The sequence below is a fragment of the Shewanella mangrovi genome, from assembly GCF_000753795.1.
GTDB classification, from domain to species: Bacteria; Pseudomonadota; Gammaproteobacteria; order Enterobacterales; family Shewanellaceae; genus Shewanella; species Shewanella mangrovi.
In genome coordinates this window covers 23307-34701 of sequence record NZ_JPEO01000011.1, presented here as the reverse complement: position 1 = coordinate 34701, position 11395 = coordinate 23307, and the positions used below count along the sequence as shown (strand labels likewise).

Genomic DNA, 11395 nt, shown 5'->3' with positions numbered 1-11395 from the left:
ATGAAATTTTTTTTTAAAGTTTATAGAAAGATTGCTAACTTAATTTTAAAGAAGTATAGGATGACTTTTCTAACTGGCGGTAGAATATTGAATAGAGACTTTACAATAATTTCTGATAATTGCCTTGCTGGTTCTATCTATAAAGACTTCAATTTACCATTTAATTCTCCAACTATTGGGCTTTTTTTTTATGGAAGCGATTACATAAAATTTTGTAGTAATTTGAATCATTATCTTGAATTGGATTTGGAGGAAGCTGCTAGTAGTAAATGGGTTGATGATTTTAATTATCCGGTAGGTAAGTTGGGTGATATTGAGTTGCATTTTTTACATTATGACAATTTTGATATTGCAAAGGAGAAATGGGTCAGTAGAATTACGAGAGTCAATTTCGACAATATATATTTCACAATGACTGATCGAGATTTGGTTAGTTATGACGATATGGTTTTATTTGACAGTTTACCATATAAAAATAAGGTTTTATTCTCATCTAAATTACATTCTGATATTAAAAGTCTTGTTTGGTGTCAAAAATATAGTAATCAGGATGCTGTAGGCGTGATAGTTTTGTTTGCAGAATATTTGGAGTATTTTGATTTGGTTGGTTGGATTAATGGGAAATAATGTTCATATCTCTGTTATATTGTGTGCTAACTCAGCTGACTTTTTAAAAGAGGCTGTTGATAGTATATTGTCCCAAACGTTTCATGAATTTGAGTTGATTGTAGTTTTGAATAATGCACCAGAATCTGCTCAATCGTTGATTGCTGATTACTGTAAATTAGATGACAGATTAGTTCTCCTTAACTCTAATATCAGTAATCTCAGCTATAACTTGAACTTAGGAATAGATATCGCTAAAGGCAAGTATATAGCTCGTATGGATGCAGATGATGTTAGTCTCCCTTCACGATTAGCACAACAATACGAGTTTTTAGAGAAAAATAGCGATTACTCTCTTGTAGGTAGTTTTTGTAATGTTATTGACTCTAGTGGAAGTTTTTTAAAAAAAATTACTTACCCTATTGACCATAAATCTATTAGTTATAAACTTGCATTTTCTAATGTTTTTTGTCACCCCGCAGTTATGTTTAGAAAGTCTGTACTCTATAGTACTGGGGGGTATAAGGGATTCAAAAACGCTCAGGATTATGAGTTGTGGACTGATTTAATATTCAATAAAAAAATCAAAGCTTATAATCTACCTCAGTTTCTTATCAACTATAGAGTTCATAAATCTCAAAGTAAAGGGAAGAAGTCTTCTTATGCTGACATGTTAGCTGTGTTATTTAGGCGGACATTGAATAATCCAAAATTAATTATCCCTTTTTCTATCCGTTTTTTTTATTTCTTTTTTAAAAGGTAAATTTTGATATGCGTCGTCATGAAGGAAAAGTTGCTTTAATTACTGGTGTAACCGGTCAAGACGGTTCTTATTTAGCTGAGTTGCTGCTAGAAAAAGGATATGAAGTTCATGGTATAAAGCGTAGATCTTCATCTTTCAATACTGATCGTGTTGACCATATTTATCAAGATCGACATGAAGGCAATGCTAATTTTGTTCTTCACTATGGTGATCTTACTGATACCTCTAACCTTGTCCGCCTTATTCAGGAAATCCAACCTGATGAAGTATATAATCTCGGTGCAATGTCTCACGTGGCTGTTTCTTTCGAATCACCTGAGTACACAGCAGATGTTGATGCGATGGGAACGCTACGTCTCTTAGAAGCGATTCGCATTTGTGGTCTGGAGAAAAAGACTCGTTTTTATCAGGCTTCTACTTCTGAGCTTTATGGTCTAGTTCAGGAAATTCCGCAGAAAGAAACAACTCCTTTCTATCCTCGTTCTCCCTATGCCGTAGCTAAATTATATGCTTATTGGATCACCGTTAACTATCGAGAATCGTATGGTATGTATGCTTGTAACGGAATTCTCTTTAATCACGAATCACCACGCCGTGGTGAGACTTTTGTGACTCGCAAAATTACCCGCGCTTTAGCCAATATTTCGCAAGGTCTAGAAAAATGTTTGTATCTAGGTAACATGGACTCTCTACGTGATTGGGGGCATGCAAAAGATTATGTTCGTATGCAGTGGATGATGCTTCAACAGGATCAACCCGAAGATTTCGTCATTGCAACAGGCAAGCAAATTTCTGTCCGCGAGTTTGTGCGTTTATCGGCAAAAGAACTTGGTATTGAACTTGAATTCAGTGGTTCCGGTGTGGATGAAATAGCTACGGTTATCTCCATCGCCGGTGATAAAGTTATAGGTGTCAACGTCGGGGATGTAATTGTCCGTGTTGATCCTCGATATTTCAGACCTGCAGAAGTTGAAACATTATTAGGAGATCCCTCTAAGGCTAAAGCTAAACTTGGTTGGGTACCTGAAATTACTGTTGAACAAATGTGTTCCGAAATGGTTGCTTCAGATCTTGAAAATGCTAGACGTTATGCGCTTTTGAAATCCCATGGACACGATGTCTCATTGTCATTGGAGGACTAACTTTGAAAAGGGTTTTTGTCGCCGGACATAATGGTATGGTGGGTTCTGCAATTGCTAGGCAATTGTATGCACGATCTGGTATTGAAGTTATCACCAGAAGTAGAAATGAGCTTGATCTCTTGGATCAAGAAGCGGTGAACCGCTTCTTTTGTGATCAAAAAATCGATGAAGTCTATCTTGCTGCGGCTAAGGTTGGCGGAATTGTTGCTAACAATAGTTATCCTGCTGAATTTATTTATAATAATTTAGTAATCCAAACGAATATCATCCAAGCTGCCCATTTACATGGTGTTCAAAAACTGTTGTTTCTAGGTTCCTCCTGTATTTATCCCAAACTCGCCGAGCAACCTATGAAGGAATCTGCCTTGTTGACAGGTGTACTTGAGCCAACAAATGAACCTTACGCTATAGCTAAAATAGCTGGCATTAAGTTATGTGAGTCTTATAACCGTCAATATGGGCGTGACTATCGAAGTGTTATGCCTACCAATCTGTATGGTGTTAACGATAATTTTCATCCACAGAATTCTCATGTAGTCCCCGCTTTGATGCGTCGCTTTCATGAGGCAAAGTTAGCGGATGCTTCTCAAATTTCTGTTTGGGGTTCTGGTACTCCCAAGCGTGAATTCCTTTACGTTGACGATATGGCTGCGGCATCAGTTTTTGTTATGGATCTCGACAAAGAAACATACGAAGCCAACTCTGAGCCTATGCTTTCCCATATCAATGTTGGAACGGGTGAAGATTGTTCAATTAAGGAGTTGGCTGAAACCTTAGCTCGAGTAGTCGGGTTTCAAGGCAATATTGTGTTTGATGCGTCTAAACCTGATGGTACACCGCGTAAACTTATGGATGTATCTCGTTTGCGGCAGATGGGGTGGAGTTACAGCATAAAGCTTGAAGATGGCTTAAAAAGTACCTACCAGTGGTTTTTAAACCATTTGGATGATTTTCGAGGTTGATATTGAAACTGCCAGAGTGTGAATTTATTCAGGTTGTTCGTAGCACGCCTTTGATATCAATAGATTTGGTTGTTAAAGATACAAATGGAAATTATCTACTAGGCCAACGTACCAATCGTCCTGCCCAAGGATATTGGTTTGTTCCTGGGGGACGTATACTTAAGGATGAGAGTATTAAAGAGGCGTTTATCCGTCTGACTATGGAGGAACTAGGCGTCTCTATTCCCGAAAGCCAGGCTAAGTTCATCGGTGTGTTCGAGCATTTCTATCCTGATAATTTTTCTGACTCCGCATTTTCTACGCACTATGTCGTTTTAGGATATGAGTTACTTGCAGACATCAACCTAGATAGTCTGCCAAAAGGACAGCATACTCAATATGGCTGGTTTTCAAAGGACGTACTTACAGTATCCGAAAACGTCCATTTGCATACTAAGTGGTATGTTCAGAAGTAATAAGGGATTTTAAGGAGATTTACATGTTATTGCCCGTCATCATGGCCGGAGGTTCTGGTTCGCGACTGTGGCCGTTATCAAGGCAATTGTTCCCAAAGCAATTCCTAACGCTTCATGGAAACCTGTCAATGCTGCAAGCTACAGCGGCAAGACTAGAGTCTTTAGAGCACCAACCACCATTGATTATTTGTAATCATGAGCACCGTTTTTCTGTGGCTGAACAGTTACGTCTTTCGAATTCAAAGCACAGCGGTATTTTACTCGAACCAATAGGAAAAAATACTGCGCCAGCTATTGCTCTTGCAGCATTTCATTCACTGAAAAAAGGTTATGACCCCCTAATGCTGGTGTTGGCGGCAGACCATGTCATTAAGGATGAAAAGGCTTTTTGCAATACGGTTATTGAAGCCATTGCTAGTGCCGATGCTGGGAAACTGGTTACTTTCGGCATAGTGCCTACATCTGCTGAAACCGGTTATGGGTACATTAAGCGTGGTCATGCCAATGGTGACAATTCCGTATATAAAGTTGATCAGTTTGTGGAAAAGCCTGATTTGTTTACTGCCGAACGTTATCTAGTCAGCGGTGAATTCTACTGGAACAGTGGCATGTTTCTGATAAAAGCGAGTCGTTATCTTGAGGAGCTTAAAAAGTTTTCTTCAGATATCTACAATGCTTGTGAAAGAGCTATTTCCCATATCAATGAAGATGCAGATTTTATTCGAGTTGATGCTGATGCCTTTAGTCAGTGTCCAGAAAATTCTATTGATTATGCAGTAATGGAAAAAACCCAAGATGCCGTAGTTGTGCCAATGGATTGTCAATGGAGTGATGTTGGTAGCTGGGCGGCACTGTGGGAAATAAGTGATAAAGATGAATCCGGCAACGCCTGTAAAGGTGACGTCATTTCCGTTAATTGTGCTAATTCTTATTTCCACTCACAAGAAAAGCTTATTGCGGCTATCGGACTAGATGATGTGGTGGTGGTTGACACAAAGGACGCCACACTTGTTGCTAAAAAGACAGATGTTCAACTGGTTAAGAAGATCGTTGAACAGCTCAAGAGCGAAGGCCGTAGTCAATGGAAGCATCATCGGGAGGTTTATCGTCCTTGGGGGAAATATGACTCAGTCGATAATGGTGAACGCTTCCAAGTGAAACGTATTACGGTTAAGCCGGGAGCAAAGCTGTCTGTTCAAATGCATCATCATCGTGCTGAGCATTGGGTAGTAGTAAGTGGCACAGCAAAGGTCACTATTGATGGTAATGATCAATATCTTACTGAAAATGAATCGGTTTATATTCCGATTACAGCGGTGCATGCATTAGAAAACCCAGGAAAAGTGCCTTTAGAGCTCATAGAGGTTCAGTCAGGTTCATATCTTGGTGAAGATGATATTGTTCGTTTCGAAGATAAGTATGGGCGTTGTTAACTGATGGCTTATTCAAATCACGTAATCTCAAACAGTGATGTTGCTTTCGGTACTAGCGGCGCGAGAGGTCTGGTTGTTGATTTTACACCAGATGTTTGTGCTGCTTTTACTCATGCTTTTCTCGCTGTAGCCCAAGAGTCATTTGAATTTAAAAAGATCGCTATTGCTATAGACAATAGACCTAGCAGCTACAAGATGGCTCAGGCATGTGCTGCTGCAGCGTTGAATGCTGGTATTCAACCTGTTTTCTATGGTGTGGTTCCAACTCCTGCTTTGGCTCATCAATCCATGTCGCTTGGCATTCCTGCCATCATGGTCACTGGTAGCCATATTCCATTCGATCGTAACGGTCTAAAGTTTTATCGTCCTGATGGCGAGATTACTAAAGCTGATGAACAAGCAATACTTAGCTCTGATATTGCTTTCGAAGCCCTTTCGACATTGCCAGAGCTGACGATATCGAATGATGCAAAGTTGGCGTACATTGAGCGTAATAAAGTCTTTGCTAATGCTAATTTGAAAGGCAAGAGAATTGGTATCTATGAGCATTCAAGTGCCGGACGAGATATATATCGTGAGCTATTCACTGATTTAGGCGCAGAGGTTATTACTCTTGGGCGGAGTGAACAGTTTGTGCCTATAGATACTGAAGCGGTATCAGATGAAGATAAGGCTAGAGCCAGAGAATGGGTTAATCGGTATAAACTAGATATACTTTTTTCGACAGATGGTGACGGTGATAGGCCCTTATTGGCAGGTGAAGATGGTGAATGGCTGCGCGGCGATGTGCTTGGGATTTTATGCGCGAAAGCATTAGGTATTCAGGCGCTCTCTGTACCCGTTAGCTGTAACTCAGCTATTGAACAATGTGGCTATTTTGATGAAGTTGAGCGAACTCGCATTGGTTCACCCTATGTGATTGATGCATTTGCTGAATTGAAATCCCGCTTTAACAGAGTTGCGGGATTTGAAGCTAATGGTGGCTTCCTGTTGGGATCTGACATAGAGTTTCAAGGTAAAATGGTTAAAGCTTTACCTACCCGTGATGCATTACTCCCAGTATTAGCAGTACTAAATGTTGCATCTAAAGGTATTGTACCTCTGTTACAACAACTGCCTAATCGCTTTACTGCATCGGACAGAATCAAAGATTTTGCTACCGAGAGAAGCAAAGCTATTTTATCCCAAGCGGTCTTGGCGCCGGATGAGTTTATGTCTAAGCTCGGTTTTACATCTGTTATCATTGAAAGTGTAAATACTGTTGATGGTTTTAGAATCACTTTGGAAAACGGCGATATCGTCCATTTGCGCCCATCCGGTAATGCGCCAGAACTTAGGTGCTACGCTGAATCTGACTCTGTCCAATCTGCTCAAACTTTGGTAGCTGATACGTTAACAAAATTGCAAAACCTGACCTAGTTCAAGTAGTTTATATCTGAGAAATTATGGCCGGTAAGTCGCTCTTGCCGGCCATCTTCATTTCTAGATTGGCATAAGGAATAGCATGGTGATTGATTTTTTGCTTACTGGTGCCGGAGGGCAAATCGGAACATACCTCGAACGTCTATTAAAACAGTCTGGTATGCCATATGTATCATTCACCCATCATCAGTTGGACATCACCGATAGTATTCAATTGAAGGCGCTAATTGCTAAATTCAAGCCGAAATGTGTTATCAATGCGGCGGCATACACTGCTGTAGATGCCGCTGAATCAGATCCCACTTCTGCGTATGCCGTAAATGTTTTGGCTGTTGTCAATCTTGCAAGGATAGTAGAGTCCATAGGGGCTACGTTAATTCATATTTCAACCGATTATGTTTTTGACGGAGCTAAAGTGGGGCCGTACTACGAGGTAGATCACCCAAATCCTTTATCTGCTTACGGACAATCGAAACTTAGAGCAGAGATGGTTATTGCTGAAAACTGTAGTCGTTATTTAGTGTTACGAACTTCGTGGGTCTTCAGTGAGCGAGGCGTAAATTTTGTAAAATCCATGCTCAAATTATCATTAGAGCGAGATGTAATCTGCGTTGTCAATGATCAACTTGGCGGCCCAACGTACGCCAATGATATTGCGACAACCCTAATGACGATGGCAAAACAGACATTGAACCCAGAATTTGATGAATGGGGAATTTTCCATTTTTCTGGATTTCCCTATGTGAATTGGTATGAATTTGCTACTCAAATTTTCGAATCAGCCTTAAATCAAGGTGTCCTTGAGAAGGTTCCCAGACTTTCGCCCATTTCTTCTACTCAGTACTCGTCCAAGGTAAATCGACCTGCTAATTCCTGTTTGGATTGCAGTAAAATTAGAACTACATTCGGCATCTATCCGAGTGATTGGAAGCTAGCGCTTTCAAATTTATCTGGTTATTTACCTAATAGTTAAATTCTATAATTGTAGGATTTGTGGGATGGATGAGTTTTAAAATGAAAGGCATTATTCTTGCGGGGGGCAGTGGAAGTCGTTTGTACCCTGCAACTCTCGGTGTCAACAAGCAACTCCTGCCTGTATATGACAAACCGTTGATTTACTATCCACTCACTACTTTAATGTTAGCGGGCATTCGCGAAATATTACTCATTTGTACCCCATCAGATCTTGCTACTTATAAAGCGATTTTGGCTGATGGGCAGCAGTGGGGTATCCGGCTTGAATATGCGCTGCAGCCAACACCTGATGGCATTGCCCAAGCATTTCTTATTGCTGAGGAGTTTATTGGAGATGATGCAGTCTGTTTGATCCTTGGGGATAATATTTTTCACGGTCACGGTCTGAGCAAAACCTTGCAGCAAGCTGCAAGTCAGCAAGACGGTGCAACTGTCTTTGGTTATTATGTGCAGGACCCTGAGCGCTATGGTGTCGTTGAGTTTGATAACTCAGGTATGGCAGTAGCGATTGAAGAGAAGCCAAAACTTCCAAAGTCCAACTATGCTGTTACTGGCCTATATTTCTACGATAATGACGTTGTGGCGTTAGCGAAGCAGCTTAGTCCCTCTGCCCGAGGTGAGTTGGAAATCAGTGATATTAATAACCTTTACCTTAACCGTGGTAAATTACGCGTAGAGAAGCTTAGTCGCGGTGCTGCTTGGTTAGACACGGGTACTCATGATTCCTTACTAGATGCAGCCGTCTTTATACGAGTTTTAGAAAAGCGGCAAGGACAAAAGGTTGCATCCCCTGAAGAAACGGCATTTCGAATGGGTTTTATTGACAGACTACAACTTGAAGAGTTGGCTCAGCCTTTAATCAAAAGTGGTTATGGTGAGTATCTAATGCGTATAGCTCAAGAAAGTGAATGGGATAGTTAATGAGAGTTATCGCAACCGAAATTCCAGACGTCAAACTCATTGAGCCTACCGTATATGCTGATGCGCGTGGCTTTTTTATGGAGACTTGGCGTGATGACTTGTTTCGTCAACATGTCAGTGAATGCAGCTTTGTTCAGGATAACCATTCTAAATCATGTCAGGGAACACTTCGCGGTTTGCACTATCAGACTGAGAATGTTCAGGGAAAATTAGTACGGGTAACATCTGGTGAGATGTTTGATGTTGCGGTAGATATGCGCCAATCATCGAGTACTTTTGGTCAGTGGGTAGGTGTAATGCTTTCCGCTGAAAATAAACGCCAGCTTTGGGTACCACCAGGTTTTGCTCATGGGTTTTATGTACTTACTGAATATGCTGAATGCGTTTATCGTTGTACTGATTATTATAACCCCAGTGCCGAACATACTGTTAGTTGGGATGACCCAACGCTTGCAATCAATTGGCCTCTCATAGAGGGGAACCCTCCGTTATTGTCTGTTAAAGATCGCATCGCCAAATCGTTTTTTGATGCGGTTGCATTTTCGTAGTTCAATACAGCGGAATTGTTTATGAAAAGATTACTCGTCACTGGTGGCGCTGGGTTTATAGGCACCAATTTTGTGAATTATTGGTTGGCTCAGCATCCAAATGATAGTGTCACAGTCCTCGATGCTTTAACCTATGCGGGCAATGCTGACAATTTGCAGTCGGTAATGAAAAGTCCAAAATTTAGGTTTGTAAAAGGTGATATTTGCGATACAGATTTAGTCGAATCACTCCTTCGTCATGAGCAGATAGATACTCTGGTTCATCTTGCGGCAGAGTCTCATGTTGACCGTTCAATTTCGGGACCAGATAAATTTGTTGAGACCAACATCGTGGGGACTCACAGTTTGCTAAAGGCAGCTAGAAAAGTCTGGCTCGCTGATCCTGCAAATCCAATAGAACATCGTTTCCACCATGTATCCACTGATGAAGTTTATGGTTCTTTGATGCCTAGTGATCAACCTTTCAATGAAAGTACGCCATATGCTCCTAATTCTCCGTACGCGGCGTCAAAGGCTGCTTCAGATCATTTGGTTCGTTCATACCATCAAACTTATGGCCTGCAGATTACGATAAGTAATTGTTCTAACAACTATGGTTACTATCAATTTCCAGAGAAATTAATACCTCTTTGTATAACGAACATTCTTCAAGGTAAACTAATTCCAATATATGGGGATGGTCATCAGATTCGAGATTGGCTTTCCGTGGAAGATCACTGTCGAGGCATTGATCTGATTTTGCAGCGAGGTGAAATAGGTGAGAGTTACAACATTGGTGGCATGGATGAATGGCGTAACATTGATACGGTAACCTTGTTGTGTAAATTGCTGGACGAAGAGTTTGCAGCAGATTCTTTACTCATTAGACGTTTTACAGCTTCACCATATGCGAGGGGACTGTCTGCTAGCAGCCTTATAACCTATGTGACTGATCGAGCAGGGCATGATCGTCGTTATGGTGTCGATTGCCGAAAAATTATCACTGAACTTGGTTTTGCTCCTCGAGTAGGATTTGTGGATGGGTTGAAGCAAACGATTCGTTGGTATTTAAACAATGAGCAATGGGTTGATAGTTTTTCTACAGTGGGATGAATTACTTTTGCTCTCCCATTGAAGGGTTTTTATTTTTTTTAAAGGATGTTTTATGTCAGTGTTAGTCACAGGTGGAGCCGGTTACATCGGTAGCCATACGCTCGTTGAATTACTGTCGATCGATGAGGATGTTGTGGTACTCGATAACTTCAGTAACTCAAGTGTTGAATCGCTGCAGCGCGTTAAACAAATCACGAATAAAGAGGTGACTTTTTACCAAGGGGATATTCGCGATGCAGAGATACTTCAACAAATATTTAGTAAACATGCTATTGAGGCGGTGATCCATTTCGCCGGACTTAAGTCGGTTGGTGAGTCGGTAAGCAAGCCTGTAAAGTATTACCAGAACAATGTAGCTGGCTCTTTAGTCTTAGTTGAGGCAATGACCGCAGCAGGAGTGTTTAATCTAGTATTTAGCTCTTCTGCAACTGTGTACGGTGATCCAGCGTCATTACCAATTAAAGAAGATTTTCCAACTGGACGTGCCACTAACCCTTATGGTGAGTCAAAATTGATGGTGGAGAATATCCTTGAAGATCTCCACAAAGCTGATCCGCGATGGAATATTGCTCGGTTACGTTATTTCAACCCTGTCGGTGCTCATGAGAGTGGTTTGATTGGTGAAGATCCGAGTGATATTCCTAATAACCTTATGCCCTATATCGCACAGGTGGCTGTTGGGAAGCGCGAAAAATTAAGTATTTTTGGAAATGATTACCCCACTCCTGATGGTACTGGCGTTCGCGATTATATACATGTAGTGGATTTGGCTAGAGGGCATTTAAAAGCATTAGATAAGCTGCGGACTAAGCCGGGATTAGTCACCTATAACTTAGGTACTGGCGTTGGGTATAGTGTGCTCGAAATGCTGCATGCTTTTGAAGTCGCTTGTGGTAAATCACTACCATTTGAATTTTCTCCGAGAAGAGATGGCGATATAGCATCTTGTTATGCCGATCCTAATTTGTCGGCGATGGAGCTTGGTTGGAAAGCAGAACACACATTGACAGATATGGTTGAATCCAGCTGGCATTGGCAGTCACTTAATCCCAATGGCTATAAATAGTTTGTGCTTT

The 11395-nt window shown here is 40.9% G+C and carries 12 protein-coding genes; all 12 read left to right on the top strand.

Translation table 11 applies throughout. The features are described from left to right. Positions 1-60 precede the first annotated feature (60 nt). The 12 genes from HR45_RS13420 to galE all read left to right on the top strand — a co-directional run bounded on the left by HR45_RS13420 (position 61) and on the right by galE (position 11385). Positions 61-627 carry a DUF1919 domain-containing protein gene (locus HR45_RS13420; protein ID WP_162180658.1) on the top strand — a complete coding sequence of 189 codons (567 nt, stop codon included), beginning with the start codon at positions 61-63 and terminating at the stop codon, positions 625-627. Then, entirely contained in the window at positions 596-1369 is a 774-nt protein-coding gene (locus HR45_RS13415) for a glycosyltransferase (protein WP_162180657.1), read from the top strand. Before HR45_RS13420 ends, HR45_RS13415 begins: the two co-directional genes overlap by 32 nt. Before the next feature lie 8 nt (positions 1370-1377). Then, a complete protein-coding gene (gene gmd / locus HR45_RS13410) occupies positions 1378-2511 on the top strand; it encodes a GDP-mannose 4,6-dehydratase (RefSeq protein ID WP_037443802.1) in 1134 nt (377 codons plus the stop codon). A 2-nt stretch (positions 2512-2513) separates the two neighbouring features. Continuing rightward, on the top strand, positions 2514-3473 hold the full coding sequence (fcl, locus tag HR45_RS13405) for a GDP-L-fucose synthase (protein WP_037443800.1): 960 nt from the start codon (positions 2514-2516) through the stop codon (positions 3471-3473). 2 nt (positions 3474-3475) lie between these two features. Continuing rightward, positions 3476-3928, top strand: a complete 453-nt coding sequence (locus tag HR45_RS13400; RefSeq protein ID WP_037443938.1) for a GDP-mannose mannosyl hydrolase — start codon at positions 3476-3478, stop codon at positions 3926-3928. Between the two features lie 23 nt (positions 3929-3951). Continuing rightward, positions 3952-5361: a mannose-1-phosphate guanylyltransferase/mannose-6-phosphate isomerase gene (locus HR45_RS13395; RefSeq protein ID WP_037443797.1), complete on the top strand. Its 1410-nt coding sequence runs from the start codon at positions 3952-3954 to the stop codon at positions 5359-5361. Between the two features lie 3 nt (positions 5362-5364). Continuing rightward, complete coding sequence (locus HR45_RS13390; protein ID WP_037443794.1) at positions 5365-6780, top strand: phosphomannomutase; 1416 nt, start codon at positions 5365-5367, stop codon at positions 6778-6780. Between the two features lie 85 nt (positions 6781-6865). Further along, positions 6866-7756: a dTDP-4-dehydrorhamnose reductase gene (gene rfbD / locus HR45_RS13385; RefSeq protein WP_037443791.1), complete on the top strand. Its 891-nt coding sequence runs from the start codon at positions 6866-6868 to the stop codon at positions 7754-7756. A gap of 29 nt (positions 7757-7785) precedes the next feature. Continuing rightward, on the top strand, positions 7786-8679 hold the full coding sequence (gene rfbA, locus HR45_RS13380; protein WP_241461127.1) for a glucose-1-phosphate thymidylyltransferase RfbA: 894 nt from the start codon (positions 7786-7788) through the stop codon (positions 8677-8679). Further along, the gene (gene rfbC / locus HR45_RS13375; RefSeq protein ID WP_037443789.1) at positions 8679-9227 is read left to right on the top strand and encodes a dTDP-4-dehydrorhamnose 3,5-epimerase; all 549 of its coding nucleotides are present in this window, start codon (positions 8679-8681) and stop codon (positions 9225-9227) included. The genes rfbA and rfbC overlap by 1 nt, the downstream gene beginning before the upstream one ends. A gap of 21 nt (positions 9228-9248) precedes the next feature. Then, positions 9249-10319, top strand: a complete 1071-nt coding sequence (gene rfbB / locus HR45_RS13370) for a dTDP-glucose 4,6-dehydratase (protein ID WP_037443786.1) — start codon at positions 9249-9251, stop codon at positions 10317-10319. Positions 10320-10371: 52 nt separating this feature from the next. Then, complete coding sequence (galE, locus tag HR45_RS13365) at positions 10372-11385, top strand: UDP-glucose 4-epimerase GalE (RefSeq protein WP_037443781.1); 1014 nt, start codon at positions 10372-10374, stop codon at positions 11383-11385. Positions 11386-11395: the final 10 nt, after the last annotated feature.

Coding starts and splice junctions, on each gene's coding strand:
- rfbB (WP_037443786.1), top strand. CDS start 9,249: ATGAAAAGATTACTCGTCACTGGTGGCGCTGGGTTTATAGGCACCAAT.
- HR45_RS13390 (WP_037443794.1), top strand. CDS start 5,365: ATGGCTTATTCAAATCACGTAATCTCAAACAGTGATGTTGCTTTCGGT.
- gmd (WP_037443802.1), top strand. CDS start 1,378: ATGCGTCGTCATGAAGGAAAAGTTGCTTTAATTACTGGTGTAACCGGT.
- HR45_RS13395 (WP_037443797.1), top strand. CDS start 3,952: ATGTTATTGCCCGTCATCATGGCCGGAGGTTCTGGTTCGCGACTGTGG.
- HR45_RS13420 (WP_162180658.1), top strand. CDS start 61: ATGACTTTTCTAACTGGCGGTAGAATATTGAATAGAGACTTTACAATA.
- rfbD (WP_037443791.1), top strand. CDS start 6,866: ATGGTGATTGATTTTTTGCTTACTGGTGCCGGAGGGCAAATCGGAACA.
- rfbA (WP_241461127.1), top strand. CDS start 7,786: ATGAGTTTTAAAATGAAAGGCATTATTCTTGCGGGGGGCAGTGGAAGT.
- rfbC (WP_037443789.1), top strand. CDS start 8,679: ATGAGAGTTATCGCAACCGAAATTCCAGACGTCAAACTCATTGAGCCT.
- galE (WP_037443781.1), top strand. CDS start 10,372: ATGTCAGTGTTAGTCACAGGTGGAGCCGGTTACATCGGTAGCCATACG.